Here is an 18683-nt window from a genome sequence, read left to right as displayed (position 1 = left end):
CCAAGTGAAGGAGTCGCACATGCTGCAAGTCCAGCAACTGCACCAGTACTACGGCGGCAGCCATATCCTGCGCGGCCTCTCGTTCGAGGCGAAGGTCGGCGAAGTCACCTGCCTGCTCGGACGCAACGGCGTCGGCAAGACCACCCTGCTCAAGTGCCTGATGGGCCTGATCCCGGCCAAGGAAGGCGCGGTGAACTGGGAGGGCAAGCCGATCACCGGCTTCAAGCCGCACCAGCGCGTGCACGCCGGCATCGCCTACGTGCCGCAGGGGCGCGAGATCTTCGGCCGCCTGACCGTCGAAGAAAACCTGCTGATGGGCCTGTCCCGCTTCAGCGCCAGGGAAGCCAGGGAAGTACCCGAGTTCATCTACGAGCTGTTCCCGGTTTTGAAGGAAATGAAGCACCGGCGCGGCGGCGACCTCTCCGGTGGCCAGCAACAGCAGCTCGCCATCGGCCGCGCGCTGGCGAGCAAACCACGCCTGCTGATCCTCGACGAACCCACCGAAGGCATCCAGCCCTCGGTGATCAAGGAGATCGGCGCGGTGATCAGGAAACTCGCGGCCCGCGGCGACATGGCGATCCTCCTGGTGGAGCAGTTCTACGACTTCGCCGCCGAACTGGCCGACCAGTACCTGGTGATGAGCCGCGGCGAGATCATCCAGCAGGGGCGCGGCGAAAACATGGACGCCGAAGGGGTGCGCGGGCTGGTCGCGATCTGATCGAACAACGCACCAAAACGGCGCATCAAAAGCTCAACGCACCAGCCAGAAGCACAAGAGCGTCGGCCAGAGACGCTTGGTCAGGATGCGAATACGCGCCGGAAAGCGCTGCAACGCCTACCTGTCAGGCCTCGCCACAGGACGACGCACCAGGGCAGCGCACAACGGGCATGGCGATTGCTCTGCTTTCCTGACCGACAGATCGAAAAGCCTGCGCCCATGAACGCCCCTGCACTGCTGTTCACCCCTCACTGGCATGCCGAGCTGGAGCTCGGTTATGCGCTGTGCGCCGGCGCCACGCGTCCCGTGCTGCGTCGCCACAGCGGGCCGCTGCGGGTGCAGAAGCATCTCTACCCCGAGGGGCCGGAAGTCTGTCAGCACATCATCGTGCATCCGCCGGGTGGCATTGCCGGCGGGGATCGGCTGGATATCAGCGCCTCGGTTGCCGCCGGTGCCTGGGCGCAACTGACCAGCCCCGGTGCGGCCAAGTGGTATCGCGCAGTCGGCCCGGCGTTTCAGGACCTGCGCCTGCGCGTCGAAACCGGCGCCACGCTGGAATGGCTGCCGCAGGAGACCATCGTCTACTCCGCGGCGCAGGCCGAGCTGAGCACGGTCATCGAGCTGGAAGGCGACGCGCGGCTGTTCTACTGGGACATGGTGGCGCTCGGCCGGCCGGCCGCAGGCGAGCGCTTCGACGCCGGGCATTTCCAGGCGCGCCTGGATATCCGTCGCGACGACCAGCTGATCTGGCACGAGCGCCAGCGCATCGCCGGCGCCGATGCGTTGCTCGACTCACCGATCGGCCTCGACGGGCGTTCGGTGTTCGCCACCCTGATCGTCAGCGGCGAAATCGATGCCGAGCTGATGGAACGCTGTCGTGAACTGCCCAGCCGCGTGCATGGCGACCTGACGCAGCTGCCCGGCCTGGTGGTAGCGCGCTGCCTGGCCGACGAGGCGCTGCACGCCCGCGCCTGGCTGATCGACCTGTGGCGGCTGTTGCGCCCCCAGTTGCTCGGTCGCGAAGCGCTAGCGCCGCGAATCTGGAGTACCTGAATGATCGGTGGGCACGGCTGCGCCGTTGCCCTCCCTACGCCGGCGCGCCTGCGTGCACGCCGCCCTGAACAACGCTGCGTGGTCTCGACCACCGGCCGGTGGATACGAAGAGCGACATCCACCCTACGACTGGAGCGGTTATGGATCTGTCACCAAGAGAGAAGGACAAGCTGCTGATCTTCACCGCCGGCCTGGTGGCCGAGCGCCGGCTGGCCCGCGGTGTGAAGCTCAACTACCCGGAGGCCATGGCCTACATCTCCGCCGCGCTGCTCGAAGGCGCGCGCGACGGCCAGACGGTCGCCGAGCTGATGCACTACGGCACCACCCTGCTCAGCCGCGAGCAGGTAATGGAAGGTGTGCCGGAGATGATTCCGGAAATCCAGGTCGAGGCGACCTTCCCGGACGGCACCAAGCTGGTCACGGTGCATCAACCAATCGCCTGAAATATCGGTCAATGTCTACTGCCCACGACCTTGAACCGTTCTTGAAGGAAACCAACGTGCAGATACGCGACGCCCTGGACACCGACCTCGAAGGCATCCTGCAGATCTACAACGACGCCGTGCAGAACAGCACGGCGATCTGGAACGACCACTGCGTCGACCTCGCCAACCGCCAGGCCTGGCTGGCCGAGCGTCACGCGCAGGGCTACCCGGTACTGGTCGCCATCGACGAGCTGGGCCGCGTGGCCGGCTATGCCTCCTTCGGCCCCTGGCGCCCCCACGACGGCTTTCGTCATACCGTGGAGAACTCGGTCTACGTCAGCCCCGACCATCGCGGCAGCGGCATCGGCCGCAGCCTGATGAAGGCACTGATCGAGCGCGCCCGCATGCTCGAGAAGCATGTGATGGTCGCCTTCATCGAAAGCGAGAACCGCGCCTCGGTGCATATGCACCAGCAACTGGGCTTCATCCATGTCGGCCAGATGCGCCAGGTCGGCTGCAAGTTCGGCCGCTGGCTGGACCTGACCATGATGCAACTGACCCTGAACAGGAGCTCCAATCCATGATTCCCGGCGAATACCAGATCCAGGACGGCGACATCGAGCTCAACGCCGGCCGCCGCACCCTGACCCTCTGCGTGGCCAACAGCGGCGACCGGCCGATTCAGGTCGGCTCGCACTACCACTTCTTCGAAACCAACGATGCGCTCACCTTCGATCGAGCCGCCTCGCGCGGCATGCGCCTGAACATCCCGGCCGGCACCGCGGTGCGCTTCGAACCGGGCCAGAGCCGCGAGGTGGAACTGGTCGAGCTGGCCGGCGAGCGCCGGGTGTTCGGCTTCGCCGGGCGGGTGATGGGCGCGCTCTAGGGCACAGCGCTTTTTTCGTAGGGTGGAGAACGCCGAAGGCTTTTCCACCGTGAACAGGATCGGTGGATGGCTTCGGCCATCCACCCTACGCGAGACGATACGGATGAAGATTTCCCGCCAAGCCTACGCCGACATGTTCGGCCCCACCGTTGGCGACAAGGTGCGCCTGGCCGACACCGAGCTGTGGATCGAAGTCGAAAAAGACTTCACCACCTATGGCGAAGAGGTGAAGTTCGGCGGCGGCAAGGTGATCCGCGACGGCATGGGCCAGAGCCAGCTGTGCGCCGCCGAAGTGGTCGATACCCTGATCACCAACGCGCTGATCCTCGACCACTGGGGCATCGTCAAGGCCGACGTGGGCCTCAAGGACGGCCGCATCGCCGCCATCGGCAAGGCCGGCAACCCGGATATTCAGCCCGATGTGACCATCGCCATCGGCGCCAGCACCGAAGTGATCGCCGGCGAAGGCATGATCCTCACCGCCGGCGGCATCGACTCGCACATCCACTTCATCTGCCCGCAGCAGATCGAAGAGGCGCTGATGAGCGGCGTGACCACCATGATCGGTGGCGGCACCGGGCCGGCCACCGGCACCAACGCCACCACGGTGACGCCTGGCCCCTGGCACATGGCGATGATGCTCAAGGCCGCCGACGCCTTCCCGATGAACATCGGCTTTACCGGCAAGGGCAACGCCTCGCTGCCCGAACCGCTGATCGAGCAGGTCAAAGCCGGTGCCATCGGCCTCAAGCTGCACGAGGACTGGGGCACCACCCCGGCGGCCATCGACAACTGCCTGAGCGTCGCCGACCAGTACGACGTGCAGGTGGCCATCCATACCGACACGCTGAACGAATCGGGCTTCGTCGAGACCACCCTCGGCGCGTTCAAGGGCCGCACCATCCACACCTACCACACCGAGGGTGCCGGTGGCGGCCATGCGCCGGACATCATCAAGGCTTGCGGTCTGCCCAACGTGCTGCCGAGTTCGACCAACCCGACGCGGCCGTTCACCCGCAACACCATCGATGAGCACCTGGACATGCTCATGGTCTGCCACCACCTCGACCCGAGCATCGCCGAGGACGTGGCTTTTGCCGAGAGCCGCATCCGCCGCGAGACCATCGCCGCCGAGGACATCCTCCATGATCTCGGTGCGTTCTCGATGATCAGCTCCGACAGCCAGGCCATGGGCCGTGTCGGTGAGGTGATCACCCGCACCTGGCAGACCGCCGACAAGATGAAAAAGCAGCGCGGCGCCCTGCCCGGTGATGGCGCCGGTAACGACAACTTCCGCGCCAAGCGCTACATCGCCAAATACACCATCAACCCGGCGATCACCCACGGCGTCAGCCATGAGGTGGGTTCGATCGAAGTGGGCAAGTGGGCCGACCTGGTGCTCTGGCGCCCGGCCTTCTTCGGCGTCAAGCCGACGCTGATCCTCAAGGGCGGCGCCATTGCCGCGAGCCTGATGGGCGACGCCAACGCCTCGATCCCGACACCGCAACCGGTGCATTACCGACCCATGTTTGCCAGCTACGGCGGCTCGCTGCATGCGTCGAGCTTCACCTTCATCAGCCAGGCAGCCTTCGAGGCCGGCGTGCCGGAACAGCTGGGCCTGAAGAAGAAGATCGGCGTGGTGAAGGGCTGCCGCTCGGTGCAGAAGAAAGACCTGATCCACAACGACTACACGCCGGATATCCAGGTCGACCCGCAGAACTATCAGGTGCGCGCCGATGGCCAGCTGCTCTGGTGCGAGCCGGCCGAAGTGCTGCCGATGGCGCAGCGCTACTTCCTGTTCTGAGTCCTGCACGGCGCTGCAGCCAGCCTGCAGCACAGCCCAATGGCATGGGCCTTCCCGGGCGCATCCAGCCTGATCGAGCGCCCTTGAGACAGGGCGCTCGACCATCTCCTCACCGCCACCCAGCGCGGTGCACTTCGTCGGTTCACGAATGAATCAACCGTTCGACGGATTGGGAATACGGGGCAGGTATTTACCTTCTGCGTACCCAAGCGCGACGCCCCGCTCAAGGACGCACGGATGCGAAGCGGCCACTGGCGCCAAAGCTCAAGGCAGGCACTGCCGGTACCGCTCTCGGGAGGGTGTGCGTTTGTCGGGTAACCGCGCCAGCTGATACGGCTGTGCGACTGACTGAATCCACGGAGAAACATCGATGTTCAAAATCAACGCGCTTTTCGCTGCTGTACTCGCTGTATCCGCTACCCAGGCTTTTGCGGCCAGCAGTGAAGCGGTTATCGAACAAAATGGTTTTGACCAGGTTGCCGACGTCTATCAGGAAGGTGTCGGCCAGGCTTCGTACATCTACCAGACCGGTGCGTCGCAGCAGAACGCTGCCAACACCACGCAAACGGGCCAGGACAACTTTTCCGAGGTGACCCAGCAAGGTGCATTGCATCAGGCAGACGTCATCCAGAGCGGTGTCGAAGGCCGGGTCATCATCAGCCAGTACGACGTCAACAACAGCACGCTCGTCGAACAGGCAGGCCTCGCGAACAGCGCCGACATCACCCAGGACGGGATGAACAACGATGTCGTGCTGATCCAGGACAACAGCTTCAACGATACCGTCGTCGATCAATTCGGCGAAGGCAACGAAGCGCTGATCTCGCAGACTGGCCAGGAGGGCATCATCGACGTGAGCCAGGCGGGCAACATGAACGTCGCCGACATCGCGCAAGAGGGTCTGGCCAACTCCGTGGACCTGATGCAACAGGGCGACGGCAACCTTGCACTGGTCGATCAGTTCGGTGAAGCGAACCAGGCCGTGGTCATGCAGAACGGCATGGATAACTTCGCCAACGTGACCCAGGCTGGCTTCGCTGATTACGCCAACATCAGCCAGACCGGCAGCAACAATACCGCGATCATTACCCAGCAATAAGCGCGTCCACCGGCCGATTCGGTCGGAGAAGCCAGGCCCCCACGCAGGGCCTGGCTTTTTTATGCGCCACCGGAACGCACCCTGCTGGTGCGCTGTGCGTTATCAGGCCCTCGAGCGGCGCATTCGTAGACAGCTTTCGCGCTCGAGCATGACTAAATTCGCCCGTCTTCTGTATACAAATAATCCAAGCAATCTGCCTGATAGCACCTGGAATCCAGGGGTCGGCGGTGCGACGCGCGGCGTCCCATCCGATTAATTCGCGAGCCCTGCCTTGCGCGGAACAAGAACTGCATACAAAAACTCAACAGTCTTGCTCAGAGCGCGCCCCATGAATAACGACGACTTCCAGATCAAGCAGATCGATCCCAGCCTGTACAACGCCGATCTCGCACCACTCGCTCCGGCGGAGCGCAAATGGGGCTGGTTCGAGATCTTCAATGTGTGGTCCAACGACATCCAGAGCCTGTTCGGCTACACCCTCGCCGCCACCCTGTTCATCAGTTACGGCCTCAACGGCTGGGCGGTGCTGGCGGGCATCGTGCTGGCCGGTTTCATCGTCATGGGCCTGGTGCAGCTCACCGGCAAGCCCAGCGTGAAATACGGCATCCCGTTCCCGGTGATGGCGCGGGCGAGCATGGGGGTGCGCGGCGCGAATTTCCCGGCCGTGGTGCGGGGCATCGTCGCGATCTTCTGGTACGGCGTGCAGACCTATTTCGCCTCGACCGCGGTGGCCCTGCTGCTGCGGACACTGCTCGGCAGCGAGTCACAGGCCGCCACGCTGCTCGGCCTGACGGCCATCGACTGGGCCGCCTACGTGATCGTCTGCGTGTTCCAGGTGGCGCTGTTCGTGCGTGGCGTCGACTGGGTAACGCGCTTTCTCAACTGGGCCGGCCCGCTGGTCTACCTGGTGATGATCGTACTGATGATCGCCATCTGGTATCAGGCCGGCCCCAGCCTGCTCGGCGCCCTCGGCGACATCTTCAGCGGCAGCGGTGAGCACGCCGGCGGACCGATCGCCGCGTTCGCCGCAGTGGTCGGCACCATGGTCGCCTACTTCGCCGCCGTGGTGATCAACTACGGCGACTTCGCCCGTTTCGTGAAGAGCGAACGGCAGATGCGCATCGGCAACTTCCTCGGTTTACCGGTCAGCCTGGCGATCTTCTCGCTGATCGCACTGGTGATCACTGCCGGGACCGTTGTGGTGTTCGGCGAAACACTGACCAACCCCACCGACATCGTCGCGCGCATCGACAACGTCACCCTGACGGTAGTGGCCGCCATCACCTTCTTTGCCGCCACGGTCGGCATCAACCTGGTCGCCAACTTCATTCCGCCGGCCTACGACATCGCCAACCTGGCGCCGGCCAGGATCAGCGCGCGTACCGGCGGTTTCATTACCGCGGCCATCGCCTTCTTCATCGGCGCGCTGTGGGTGGCCTTCATCAGCGAAGTCGGTATCGCCGCCTTCGTCGACACGCTGGGTGCGGTGCTGGCACCGCTGTACGGCATCATCGTCGCCGACTACTACCTGGTTCGTCGCCAGCACCTGGACCTGCAGCAGCTGTTCTGCGCAGAGCGCAGCGGGCTCTACCATTTCAATGCCGGCTGGAACCGCAAGGCAATGATCGCCTTTGGCGTCAGTGCGGTGTTTTCGGTGGCCTCGGTCTGGGTACCGGGCCTGGAGAGCCTGTCCGGCTTCGCCTGGCTGCTGGGCGCGCTGTTTGGCGGGGCGCTGCACTACGGTCTGATGCGCAACCAGTCGCTGCTCGCCAGCGCGGCACAACCCGCTCCGCTCGGCTGACCGCCGTCTGCAGAAGAGGTCGGCCATGTTAAAGTGGCCGGCCTTTTTTACGTCGCTCAGGGCCTGCAGATGGTGCGATCCATCCTCGACGACCTGCTCACCGTCCAGCGCATCAGCGCCGTCCCGGCCATCCTGCAAGTGGTCAGCGAAACAACCGGATTGCGCTTCGCTGCGGTTGCCCGCGTCACCGATACGAGCTGGACTGCCTGCGCCGTGCTCGATCGCATCGAGTTCGGCCTGAAGGTCGGCGGTGAGCTCGACGTGACCACCACCCTGTGCAGCGAGATTCACGCCTCCCATCAGCCGATCATCATCAGCCAGGTCAGCGCCGATCCGGACTACTGCCACCATCACACGCCGCAGATGTATGGCTTCGAAAGCTACATCTCGGTCCCGGTGCTGCGCGCCGACGGCAGTTTCTTCGGCACGCTCTGCGCGCTCGACCCGCTGCCCCGCGACCTGTCCAGCCCGGCGACGCGCGCAATGTTCGAATCCTTTGCCCGCCTGCTGACCCTGCAGATCGAAGCCGAGGATCAGCAGCAGGCCACGCGTGCGGCGCTGGCGGACGAACGCATCACCGGCCACCAGCGCGAACAGTTCATCGCCCTGCTCGGCCATGACCTGCGCACCCCACTCGCCTCGATCCAGGCGGCCAGCGACCTGCTGGTGCGGCGCTCGACGGAGCCCGGCACGCAGCAGCTCGCCGAGCATGTGCGCACGTCCAGCCAGCGCGCCTCGCGCATGGTCGATGATCTGCTGGATTTCGCCCGCGGCCAGCTGGGCAATGGCATACCGCTGAACTGGACGGCTGCAGCCAACCTGCACCTCACCCTGTTGCAGGTGGTCAACGAGCTGCGCACCGCCCATCCACGCCGGGTACTGCTCGAGCAGGTGGCGGAGCTGCCGGTGTTCGAATGCGACCCGGACCGCATCGCCCAGCTGCTGGCCAATCTGATCACCAATGCGCTGCACCACGGCGCCAGTACCGGTCCGGTGATCGTGAAGGCCGAGAGCGTGGGCGGGCATTTCCAGCTTTCGGTACACAACCGCGGCACGCCGATCCCGTCGGACCGGCTCGAGCGGCTGTTCCACGCCTATTCGCGGGAAGATGACACGCCGCGCAACGGGCTGGGGCTCGGGCTGTTCATCGTCGATCAGGTGGCGAAAGCCCATGGCGGCCGCATGCGGGTGACCTCGAGCGCCGAGGCGGGCACCACCTTCACCTTCTCGATGCCGGTTCGCCGCAGCTGATCAGCGCAGCTGGCTGTCCTTGCTGCCACGACGGTTGTAGCCGCTGAATCTGGCCTCTTCCTTGTCCCGCTCAGCCTGGCATTTGATACATAGCCGCACGCCAGGAACGGCCTGACGCCGGGCTTCGGGGATCTTCTCCCCGCATTCTTCGCAGTGGCTCAGGCTCTCGCCACGGCCGAGTTGGCTGCGTGCGCGCTGCACGGCATCCTCGACGGTGCTGTCGATCTGGTCCTGTACCGCGCCATCCCCTGCCCAACCGGTAGCCATCGCAACCTCCTCGATCTGCCCGAACCATCGCTTCTTCGGATATCCCATTCGAACGGCATTTGCGGCAAGCGTTTCCAACAATACAAACAAAGCGCGCCGGAATTCCGCCTCGCCGGCGGGCGGCACCGCCTGTCGATCTACTGGCGCCAAATCGACGAGCGGGGCTCGCCGACAGATTGCATTGACTATCCTCGGCCCGACATCGGGAAGCCTCATGTGCCGCTGCGCTGGAGCGCCCTGGCTCGGCCTTCCCATTCGCGGTCGTCACTGGTCGGCCTGTCACACATCACCAGTGAAGCGGTGTATGGACAACAGATATCTGATAGCTCTGGCCGTCGTGCTTGGCGGTTGTACCAGCCAGCCGGAGGTGGTCGAGCGCGAAATCGGGCAGTTCGATCTGAAGCTCGGCACGGCGCCCACCCGCAGCATGGCCCAGGGCCTGATACAGCCGACCACCGCCAGCACCTTTCGCGGCGGCCTGGATCTGACCCATGACAGCGGCGTGTATGTCGGGCAGTGGTCGCCCAGTGTCGGGCTGTTCGACGGCAGCCAGCTGGAACTCAACAGCTACGTCGGTTACGCCCAGCCACGCCTGGACGATTCAGCGGGCTATGAGCTTGGGGTGATTCGCTACAGCTTTCCCGAAGTCGAGACGCGAAACCGCGAGGCGTACTACGCCGGTATCAACCTCGGCAGCAGCCGTCTGGGCGGCGCGATGAGCAGCGCCCTGGGTCGCACCGACAGCACGCTGTTTCTCGAGCTGGGCGCGCTGCGGCCGTTCGATGTCGACGTACGGATGAAGTACGCCAGCCACTCGATGGACAGTCCCATGTATCACCCCGGCGGCAGTGTGCGGGTGTTCAACGACTGGTCACTGAACCTTTCCCGTCGACTGCTCGGCATGCAGATGGACCTGTCCTACAGCGACTCGAGCCTGCGCGGCGCGCAATGCGGCGTCTACTCGGGGCAAAACGCCTATTGCGAAGGCTTCATGATGTTCAAGGCCGAGCGTTCGTTCTTCTGAGCACGGGCCACGACGCACAGCCGACCCATGCACGATGCCGGCGCGGCTGACTTCAGCCAGGCGAGCGCGCCAGCGCCGGGGCTTACTCCTTGACCTGCATGTATTCCTCGGCCCAGACGACGTATTCATCGGCCGTGGAGTATTTGACCGACAGCTGCGAGGCGTTCAGGTCCAGCGCATCGACCTGGCGCTGTTCGCGCAGGCAGTCGTAGGTTGCCTTGATCGCGGCGAAGTAGGCCGCGTGGCCGTTGACCACGATGCGCACGCCAAGCGCGGCCAGGCGGGCGTTGTCGCGCAGGTTGGGGTTGCCATAGGTGACCAGCATCAGCGGTTTGGTCAGCTGGCTGGCGATGCTCTCCAGGTGGTCGAAATCCTCGATGCCGACCAGGCAGATGGCATCGGCGCCGGCCTTTTCGTAGGCCTGGGCGCGGGCAATGACTTCCTCGAAGCCGATCACGCCGGCATTGGTCCGGCCGATGATGGCCATTTCCGGATCGACCCGCGCCTCCAGCGCCGCGCGGATCTTGCCGACGGCCTCGAACATGCCGATAAGGTCGGTGGAGCGGCGGCCGAATTTCGGCGGCAGCAGGGTGTCCTCGATGGTCAGCGCGGAAATCCCGGCGCGTTCCAGTTCGGAAACGGTGCGCATCACGTTCAGAGCATTGCCGTAGCCATGGTCGGCATCGGCCAGCACCGGCAGCTGGGCAACGCGGCAGATACGCGTGGCCTGCTCGACGAACTCGCTCAAGGTGATGAGGTTGAAGTCCGGCGCGGCGAGGACCTGCAGCGAGGCCACCGAGCCACCGAGGATGCCCACTTCGAAACCGAGGTCGGCGGCGATGCGCGCGGACATCGGGTCGAACACCGAGGCGGTGTGGAAGCAGCGGTCGGCGTTCAGCAGCTCGCGAAAGTTGCGGCGCAGGTCGTGATGAGAGAGTCGCGGCATATAGGCTCCATGGGTGCACGCAAGGGTCGATTCGCCCTGTCTTTTCATTTCAGTGTTGTTGAGAAGCTGCCTGGTCGGCCGAATGGCACATTTTCGCGGGTTATCCCTCGGCCGGCCCCTGACGGCGCTGCACATAAGCCATGCACAGACCGCTGGCGATGATCACCGCCATGCCGATCAGCGCCCCGGCATCCGGCGCGTGATCGAAGGCGACATAGCCGACCACCCCGGCGAAAACGATCTGGCCATAGGTGAACGGCGCCAGCGTCGCCGCGCTGGCGAAGCGGAAGGCATTGGTCAGCAGCAGGTGACCGAGCATCGCCATGCCACCGAGCGCGCCCATCAGCAGCGCGTCGTGCAGCGTTGGCGTGCGCCAGTTGAAGACCACCAGCACGCTCAGAGTCACGCAACCGACCAGGCTGGTCAGGTAGTTGCTGGTCACCGGGTGGTCGGTACCGGCCAGGCGCCGGGTCACCAGCTGATACACGGTGAACGACAGCGCCGCGCCGAAGGGCAACAGCACCGCCGGGGTGAACAGCGCCGAACCGGGCCGCACGATGATCACCACCCCGAGCAGACCGAAGCCCACGGCCAGCCACTGGCTGCGGCTGACCCGCTCGCCCAGCAGCGCCGAGGCGATGGTCACCAGCACCGGGGTCAGAAAGATCACCGCCGTGGCTTCGGCCAGCGGAATGAAATGCAGGCCGTTGATGAACAGCAGGCTCACGCTGACCAGGCTCAACCCGCGCAGCAACTGTGGCCACGGGCGCAGGGTGCGAAACACGCGCTGGCCCATGCGCGGCACGAACAGCGCGGTCATCAGCACCGTCTGCGCGACGTAACGAGCCCAGATGACCAGAAACACCGGGTAGATTTCGGAAAGGTGTTTGGCCAGCCCGTCATGACTGGCCAGCAACAGACCCGACAGCAATATCAGCAGGACGCCGTAGAGCGGGTGATGGTGATCGTTCAACGCAGGCCTCAACCACTTGTTAGCAGGCTAACCATTATGCCTGTCATCTTGTCGCACCGCTGCACCAATCAGCTGAAACCTTTCAGCCGAGCGAGGACGGGGGTGCCACTGCGCTGTCCGTCCCGCTGCGTGGGCTGACGGGGCGCGGATATGCCGCCCGACGACAAGCGGAACGCCGGCAATTGGCGTATGATCGCCGGCTTTTTGCCGAGCCGCGCGGCGTTTCGCGGCGTTCGAGTGTAGTCGTGATGTACCAGTTGAGAGCGATGCAGGAGCGCGATATCCCTGCCGTCCTGGCGATCCAGGAAGAATCCTATGCCGCCGAGGTCCTGGAAGACGAGGCAGTGATCCGCTCACGGCTGGCAGCGTTCCCGCAACTGGCGTGGGTGGCCGAGGATGACGAGGGTGTCTGCGCCTACCTGTTCGCCTACCACTCGCGCCTGGGCAAGGTGACCCCGCTGGACGGGGAGTTCTGCACCGACGGCGACGCCGATTGCCTCTACCTGCATGATCTGGCCGTGGCCGGGCGAGCCGCCGGCCGCGGCATCGGCCCGGCACTGGTGCGGCACAACCTGCAACAAGCCGGCACCGCACAGCTGCGCTATTCGGCACTGGTGTCGGTGCAGGATTCCACCGGCTTCTGGTCGCGCCTGGGCTACGAAGCCCACGACGAACTGGACCCACCGCAGGCCGGCAACCTGGCCAGCTACCAGATCCCTGCCGTGTACATGGTGCGCGACCTGCACCAGTAAGGCGCACGCACCTGACCAGCCCCCCACAGGCGCACCGTGACGGTGCGCTCAAAGCCCCATTATCAGGCACGCAGGCCCGATAGCCGCCGCGATCGCGGTATATGGGGCCGGTTGGCAAGCCACTTGCTCTTGTTCCGGAAACGATCCGACCGGAACTCTGCTCATGCTGGTGATTCGCCAACGCATCGACGCCCGCCCCGAGTGGCAGGCCGAACTCGAACTGACCTACGACGCGCGCAGCAAGAGTCGCCTGCGCTGCTTCAGTACCAGCGGCGAGGATGTCGGCCTGTTTCTCGAACGCGGCCAGCCGCCGCTGCACGATGGCGAATGCCTGCTCGCCGGTGATGGCCGTGTCGTGCGCGTGCGCGCTCGGCCCGAACAACTGCTGCACGTCACCTGCGCCAGCGCTTTCGAACTGACCCGCGCGGCCTACCACCTGGGCAACCGCCATGTCGCCCTGCAGGTCGGCGACGGCTGGCTGCGCCTGCTCGACGACTACGTGCTCAAGGACATGCTGTTGCAGCTGGGCGCCCAGGTCGAACACATCGAGGCGCCCTTCCAGCCGGAGCATGGCGCCTACGGTGGCGGCCATCATCACTCCCACGCCGGCGAGGCGGAGTTCAGCTACGCACCGCGCCTGCACCAGTTCGGCGTACGCCCGTGAACGCAGCGGCCGCACCCGGCTCGGCCTGGGCTCTGCTCCGGCTGGCCAGCCCGCAGCTGCCGATCGGCGGCTACAGCTATTCCCAGGGGCTGGAAATGGCGGTGGAGAACGGCCGGGTGAGCGACGCCGACAGCGCCCGGCATTGGCTTGAGGATCAACTGCTGCTCAACCTCGCCCGCTTCGAGGCGCCGCTGCTGCTCGCGCATTGCCAAGCGGCGGCACAGGACGACTGGCCGCGCCTGTTACAGCTCGCCGCCGAGCACCGCGCCAGCCGCGAAACCCGCGAGCTGCAGCTGGAAAGCCGGCAGATGGGCTATTCCCTGACGCAGCTGCTCGACGGCCTGCCGGAACTCGACCAGCCGGCCCGCGATTGCCTCGCGGCCGCCGACGAGCCCGGCCTGGCACTGGCCTGGTCACTGGCCGCCCGCGCCTGGCGGATCGACCCCGCCGATGCCCTCGCCGCCTGGCTGTGGGGCTGGCTGGAAAACCAGCTGGCGGTACTGATGAAGACGCTGCCGCTGGGACAGCAGGCGGCGCAGCGGTTGACCTCGCAGCTGTTGCCGGTCCTGAGCCAGGCGCAGCGGGAGGCCAGCGAGCTGCCGGAGCGGGACTGGGGCAGTGCGCCGTTTGGACTGGTGCTGACCAGCATGGCGCATGAGCGGCAGTACAGTCGGTTGTTTAGGTCATGAGAGAACTGGCGCGAGCTCCGTACTACGGGCGCAGCTACACAGGAGCAGGCCGAGGCGGTGCACAGGTGGCACAGGTGGTGGCGGGAGCAGCTTCCCTCGACGGTGCGGCGTTGTTATGGGCACTGACCTTAGGTTTCGCCCTGTTGGGCGACTCACTTTTTTCAGTCGCCCGGATGGCCGGCCCCTCAAAAGTAAGCAAAAACGCTTGCCCCTGCATCCGGCCATTCGCTTCGCGAAGGGTTCGTTCTCTCCGCCGCCGCTCCGAGGGTCGCCGTACAAGGGCCATCCATACCGATGGCGGCCCCGACCCTTTGCGGCTCTTGCGGCATCCATGCCGCTCGCCCCTCTCCACGAAGACTCCGTTCACCCTCCTGAAGGGGCAATTGATGTCGCCTGCTCGTCCGTATAAGAAAAACCAACCTGAGGGTAACGCCAGCAACCTACAGACAGCCCTGCCGCTATCTCTCGCCCGCGATGTAGGGTGGAAAACTGCGCAGCATTTTCCACCGCAGGCTACAAGCACGCTCTCGCCGAGCCGTGGCGTATTACTTTTCAAACCGGTGGGTAAGCTTCGCGTTACCCACCCTACGGACCCGTTTAGAAACTTCCAACCGGCTCGGACCACAGCCCCCGGAGTAACGCCGGAGGGAGGGGAGTTTTGCGCAGCAAACCGGGGACGCCCAGTCCGGATGTCGGGGTCGCCTTCTCTTTGGTTACTTTCTCTTGGCGAGACAAGAGNCGTTTAGAAACTTCCAACCGGCTCGGACCACAGCCCCCGGAGTAACGCCGGAGGGAGGGGAGTTTTGCGCAGCAAACCGGGGACGCCCAGTCCGGATGTCGGGGTCGCCTTCTCTTTGGTTACTTTCTCTTGGCGAGACAAGAGAAAGTGACGCGCCGTGCAAGGCGCAACCTGTAGTCCCAGCCGAGGAAAGCGCGGCGCCTGACAACACTGCGTACGCCACCATCGATCACCCAACGATTTCTATTCCCCCCTGCCCCAATCGGCAGCGGCACCCCCTTCGCATCAACCCCGAGGCAACCACACCGCCTTTCAGAGGAGACCACCCATGAACACCCAACCCCTGCGCGTCGGCATTGGCGGGCCGGTCGGTTCCGGCAAGACCGCCCTGACCCTCGCCCTGTGCCAGGCCCTGCGCGATCGCTACAACCTCGCTGTGGTGACCAACGACATCTACACCCAGGAAGACGCCCAGTTCCTCGTGCGTAACGAGGCCCTGGCGCCCGAGCGGATCATCGGCGTGGAAACCGGCGGCTGTCCGCACACGGCGATCCGCGAGGACGCCTCGATCAACCTCGAGGCGGTGGAGCAGCTCAACCGGCGCTTTCCCGGCCTGGATCTGATCATCGTCGAGTCCGGCGGTGACAACCTCTCGGCGACCTTCAGCCCGGAGCTGTCGGATCTGACCATCTACGTGATCGACGTGTCCGCCGGCGACAAGCTGCCGCGCAAGGGCGGGCCGGGCATCTGCAAGTCCGACCTGCTGGTGATCAACAAGATCGACCTGGCGCCGATGGTCGGTGCCTCGCTGGAGGTGATGGATCGCGACGCCCGCAAGATGCGCGGCGAGCGCCCGTTCGTCTTCAGCAACCAGAAGGTCGGCCAGGGTCTTGAGGAGATCATCGCCTTTATCGAGAAACAGGGAATGCTCAGCGCCGCTTGACCGACGCTCGTACGGCGCGAGGACGCGTGGCCTCGCCCATCAAACGGCAATCGATCGAGTGACGACTTCTCGGTCCAGCTTTCAGCCATGCAATCAGAGGAAACTCGCATGAACGTACAGAAACTCCTGGTCACCTCCGCCCTGCTGCTCAGCCCGGCGCTGGCGATGGCACACCCAGGCCATGACCACGCCGGCGTGCTGTCCGGTATCGCCCACCCGATCTTCGGCCTCGATCACCTGCTGGCCATGCTCGCGGTGGGTCTGTGGGCAGCGCAACAGCAAGGCACTGCGCGCTGGGCGCTGCCGCTGACCTTCGTCGCCACCATGCTGCTCGGCGGGCTCGCCGGTTTCGCGGGGATCGAAATGCCGCTGATGGAAACCGGCATCGCTGGCTCGGTCCTGGCGCTGGGCCTGCTGGTGGCACTGGCGGTACGCCCGCCGCTGGTCGTCGCTGCAGCGCTGACCGCAGTGTTCGCCGCCAGCCACGGCGTCGCCCACGGCCTGGAACTTCCAGAGCTATCCAGCCCGTGGGGGTATGCCGCCGGCTTCGTTGTTGCCACTGCCGCCCTGCATGCCGCCGGTTACGCGCTGGTGCGTTACCTGCCGCAGGCAGCCGCGCCACTGGTGCGCATTGCCGGTGCTGCTTCGGCAGTCACGGGCGCCTGGTTGCTGGCCAGCTGAGAGCAACACCCCAGCGCCTCAGTGATAGCGCCGGCGCAGCGCGACGTTGAGGCGATCGACCACTTCGGCCCAGTCGGCATCCTCGAGAATTTCCTCGCGCAGGAAAGCCGCCTGGGCCGGCGTCCAGAACGACGCGTCGGCCAGATAGACGTCCTCGGCTAGCGGCGAATGGGTTTCGATAAAGCGCCTGATCGACACGTCATCGTTGGGCAGGCCCAACTGTTCGAACAGGTTATGGAAGGCGTGGATCGACTGTTCCATGTTGACCTCCGGTGCTGACGCGGGAATGAACGCTATGAGTATCGTCCATTCCCACGAAAGTGCCGGCAGCACATGCCGATTCAGCGGAACGGCGGCTCGTCGAAGCTGCGCAGCTTGCGCGAATGCAGCGAGTTGAGCTGACTGCGCAGCAGCTCCAGCGCAGTGATGCCGATCTTCAGGTGTTGGGTCACGGCTCGCTCGTAGAACGCATTGGCCGAGCCGGGCAGCTTGATCTCGCTGTGCAGCGGCTTGTCCGATACGCAGAGCAAGGTGCCGTACGGCACCCGCAGGCGGTAACCCTGGGCGGCGATGGTGCCGCTCTCCATGTCCACCGCGACGGCGCGCGACAGATTGATCAGCGGCCGTTCCTGCGCCCAGCGCAGCTCCCAGTTGCGGTCGTCGTAGGTCAGCACGGTGCCGGTACGCAAACGCTTCTTCAGCGCTTCGCCCTGCTCGCCAGTGACCGTCGCGGCGGCATCCTGCAGCGCCTGCTGCACTTCGGCCAGTGCAGGCAGCGGGATGTGCGGCGGCAGTACACGATCGAGGATGCCATCGCGGCGCATGTAGGCGTGGGCCAGCACGTAGTCACCGATGGATTGCGACTGCCGCAGCCCGCCGCAGTGACCGATCATCAGCCAGCAGTGCGGCCGCAGCACGGCGAGGTGATCGGTGATGTTCTTCGCGTTGGACGGGCCGACGCCGATGTTGACCAGGGTGATGCCGTGGCCATCTTCGGCGATCAGGTGATAGGCCGGCATCTGGTAGCGATGCCACATCACGCCGCCGATGATCGCCTGCGCCTCGCCCTCTTCCATGCCCCGTTCGATGACCACGTTGCCTGGCAGCACCATGCGCACGAAGCGGGTTTCGTCGCGCAGCATGTCCAGGCCGTGGCGGATGAACTGGTCGACGTAGCGGTGGTAGTTGGTCAGCAGGATCCACGGCTGCACGTGGCGCCAGTCACTGCCGGTGTAATGCACCAGCCGGCGCAGCGAGAAATCCACCCGCGCGCCGTCGAACAGCGCCAGCGGATAGGGATCGGCGTGCTCCCAGTCATAGAGCCCGTCGGCGATGTCGTCGGTGGCCGCCGACAGGTCGGTGCTGGGGAAAACCCGCGCCAGCTCGGCCGCAGTCACGCCGGTGCCGGCCAGCTCGTCGCCCTGCTCGATCACGTAGGGATAGGGAATGTTGCGGTCGCTCATGCCGACTTCAACGGTGACGTTGAAGTCCTGAATCAGCGGCTTCAGCTGATCGAGCAGGTAGGCACGGAACGCGGCCGGATGGGTCACGGTGACGCTGTACACCCCAGGCGCCTGCACCTTGGCGTAGGCACGGGTCGAGGCCGGCACTTCGCCGTGGCACTCGTAGGTCAGGCGCAGCTGCGGGTAACGGAACAGACTGCGTTCCTGCAGGCTCGGCTCGGTACGGCTGGTGACGTAGCGCTTGAGCGCCTGGTTCAGCGCCGCTGTGGCCTGCGCGTGCAGCTCGGCCAGCTTGTCGACCGCCTCCTCAGCGCGGGTGGCGACGGTGAAGGATCTGGATTCGTTGGAAGTCATGGCTAATCCTGGCTTAACACTCCGCTCTATCTTGGCTGCATTTGGTGACGGATGTATACGCAGCAGAGCGGATGGAGTCGCACCCGAGCCTTCCACACGTTGCGAATTCGGCCGTCAGCGGGCAAAAAAAATCCGACGCCAGAGCCTGGCG

The 18683-nt window shown here is 65.0% G+C and carries 20 protein-coding genes; 15 read left to right on the top strand and 5 right to left on the bottom strand.

Features of this window, described 5'->3' with window-relative positions; translation table 11 throughout:
• Positions 1-19 precede the first annotated feature (19 nt).
• The 9 genes from urtE to EA798_RS02500 all read left to right on the top strand — a co-directional run bounded on the left by urtE (position 20) and on the right by EA798_RS02500 (position 9037).
• The gene (gene urtE / locus EA798_RS02540) at positions 20-718 is read left to right on the top strand and encodes an urea ABC transporter ATP-binding subunit UrtE (RefSeq protein WP_122097938.1); all 699 of its coding nucleotides are present in this window, start codon (positions 20-22) and stop codon (positions 716-718) included.
• 219 nt (positions 719-937) lie between these two features.
• Positions 938-1771 carry an urease accessory protein UreD gene (locus EA798_RS02535; RefSeq protein WP_122097937.1) on the top strand — a complete coding sequence of 278 codons (834 nt, stop codon included), beginning with the start codon at positions 938-940 and terminating at the stop codon, positions 1769-1771.
• A gap of 140 nt (positions 1772-1911) precedes the next feature.
• Positions 1912-2214, top strand: coding sequence for an urease subunit gamma (gene ureA, locus EA798_RS02530; RefSeq protein ID WP_003283033.1), 303 nt, complete (start codon positions 1912-1914; stop codon positions 2212-2214).
• Positions 2215-2225: 11 nt separating this feature from the next.
• Entirely contained in the window at positions 2226-2780 is a 555-nt protein-coding gene (locus EA798_RS02525; RefSeq protein ID WP_106157502.1) for a GNAT family N-acetyltransferase, read from the top strand.
• Positions 2777-3082: an urease subunit beta gene (locus EA798_RS02520; RefSeq protein ID WP_011914741.1), complete on the top strand. Its 306-nt coding sequence runs from the start codon at positions 2777-2779 to the stop codon at positions 3080-3082. The genes EA798_RS02525 and EA798_RS02520 overlap by 4 nt, the downstream gene beginning before the upstream one ends.
• Before the next feature lie 103 nt (positions 3083-3185).
• Positions 3186-4886: an urease subunit alpha gene (ureC, locus tag EA798_RS02515; RefSeq protein WP_122097936.1), complete on the top strand. Its 1701-nt coding sequence runs from the start codon at positions 3186-3188 to the stop codon at positions 4884-4886.
• 370 nt (positions 4887-5256) lie between these two features.
• Positions 5257-5985 (top strand): hypothetical protein, encoded by a 729-nt coding sequence (locus EA798_RS02510; protein WP_122097935.1) that lies wholly within the window; start codon positions 5257-5259, stop codon positions 5983-5985.
• A 328-nt stretch (positions 5986-6313) separates the two neighbouring features.
• Positions 6314-7786 carry an NCS1 family nucleobase:cation symporter-1 gene (locus tag EA798_RS02505; protein WP_122097934.1) on the top strand — a complete coding sequence of 491 codons (1473 nt, stop codon included), beginning with the start codon at positions 6314-6316 and terminating at the stop codon, positions 7784-7786.
• 69 nt (positions 7787-7855) lie between these two features.
• Complete coding sequence (locus EA798_RS02500; RefSeq protein ID WP_122098170.1) at positions 7856-9037, top strand: GAF domain-containing sensor histidine kinase; 1182 nt, start codon at positions 7856-7858, stop codon at positions 9035-9037.
• Here EA798_RS02500 and EA798_RS02495 read toward each other — a convergent pair whose 3' ends face one another.
• Positions 9038-9304: a DksA/TraR family C4-type zinc finger protein gene (locus EA798_RS02495; protein ID WP_106157497.1), complete on the bottom strand. Its 267-nt coding sequence runs from the start codon at positions 9302-9304 to the stop codon at positions 9038-9040.
• A gap of 304 nt (positions 9305-9608) precedes the next feature.
• On the opposite strand from EA798_RS02495, the gene EA798_RS02490 reads away from it, so the two are divergent.
• The gene (locus EA798_RS02490; protein ID WP_122097933.1) at positions 9609-10328 is read left to right on the top strand and encodes a TorF family putative porin; all 720 of its coding nucleotides are present in this window, start codon (positions 9609-9611) and stop codon (positions 10326-10328) included.
• Between the two features lie 82 nt (positions 10329-10410).
• On the opposite strand, the gene EA798_RS02485 is transcribed toward EA798_RS02490, so the two are convergent.
• Both EA798_RS02485 and EA798_RS02480 read right to left on the bottom strand, forming a co-directional pair.
• A complete protein-coding gene (locus EA798_RS02485; RefSeq protein ID WP_122097932.1) occupies positions 10411-11274 on the bottom strand; it encodes an isocitrate lyase/PEP mutase family protein in 864 nt (287 codons plus the stop codon).
• Between the two features lie 100 nt (positions 11275-11374).
• Complete coding sequence (locus EA798_RS02480) at positions 11375-12247, bottom strand: DMT family transporter (protein ID WP_014818989.1); 873 nt, start codon at positions 12245-12247, stop codon at positions 11375-11377.
• A 266-nt stretch (positions 12248-12513) separates the two neighbouring features.
• Between EA798_RS02480 and EA798_RS02475 the strand changes: the two genes are divergently transcribed.
• From EA798_RS02475 to EA798_RS02455, 5 genes are all read left to right on the top strand, one after another.
• Complete coding sequence (locus EA798_RS02475; protein WP_122097931.1) at positions 12514-12999, top strand: GNAT family N-acetyltransferase; 486 nt, start codon at positions 12514-12516, stop codon at positions 12997-12999.
• Positions 13000-13162: 163 nt separating this feature from the next.
• Positions 13163-13663 (top strand): urease accessory protein UreE, encoded by a 501-nt coding sequence (gene ureE / locus EA798_RS02470; protein ID WP_003283015.1) that lies wholly within the window; start codon positions 13163-13165, stop codon positions 13661-13663.
• A complete protein-coding gene (locus EA798_RS02465) occupies positions 13660-14352 on the top strand; it encodes an urease accessory protein UreF (RefSeq protein ID WP_122097930.1) in 693 nt (230 codons plus the stop codon). Before ureE ends, EA798_RS02465 begins: the two co-directional genes overlap by 4 nt.
• A 1067-nt stretch (positions 14353-15419) precedes the next feature.
• Positions 15420-16034 carry an urease accessory protein UreG gene (ureG, locus tag EA798_RS02460; protein ID WP_014818985.1) on the top strand — a complete coding sequence of 205 codons (615 nt, stop codon included), beginning with the start codon at positions 15420-15422 and terminating at the stop codon, positions 16032-16034.
• Positions 16035-16142: 108 nt separating this feature from the next.
• Positions 16143-16715: a HupE/UreJ family protein gene (locus tag EA798_RS02455; RefSeq protein WP_122097929.1), complete on the top strand. Its 573-nt coding sequence runs from the start codon at positions 16143-16145 to the stop codon at positions 16713-16715.
• Between the two features lie 18 nt (positions 16716-16733).
• Here the strand turns inward: EA798_RS02455 and EA798_RS02450 are convergent, their stop codons facing one another.
• On the bottom strand, positions 16734-16976 hold the full coding sequence (locus EA798_RS02450) for a DUF2789 domain-containing protein (protein ID WP_014818983.1): 243 nt from the start codon (positions 16974-16976) through the stop codon (positions 16734-16736).
• 80 nt (positions 16977-17056) lie between these two features.
• Positions 17057-18532 (bottom strand): AMP nucleosidase, encoded by a 1476-nt coding sequence (amn, locus tag EA798_RS02445; protein ID WP_106157491.1) that lies wholly within the window; start codon positions 18530-18532, stop codon positions 17057-17059.
• Positions 18533-18683: the final 151 nt, after the last annotated feature.

The organism is Pseudomonas songnenensis (assembly GCF_003696315.1).
In the GTDB taxonomy this organism is placed as follows: domain Bacteria; phylum Pseudomonadota; class Gammaproteobacteria; order Pseudomonadales; family Pseudomonadaceae; genus Stutzerimonas; species Stutzerimonas songnenensis.
Note: the sequence above shows the minus strand (reverse complement) of the source record. Positions and strands in the feature narration are given on the sequence as shown.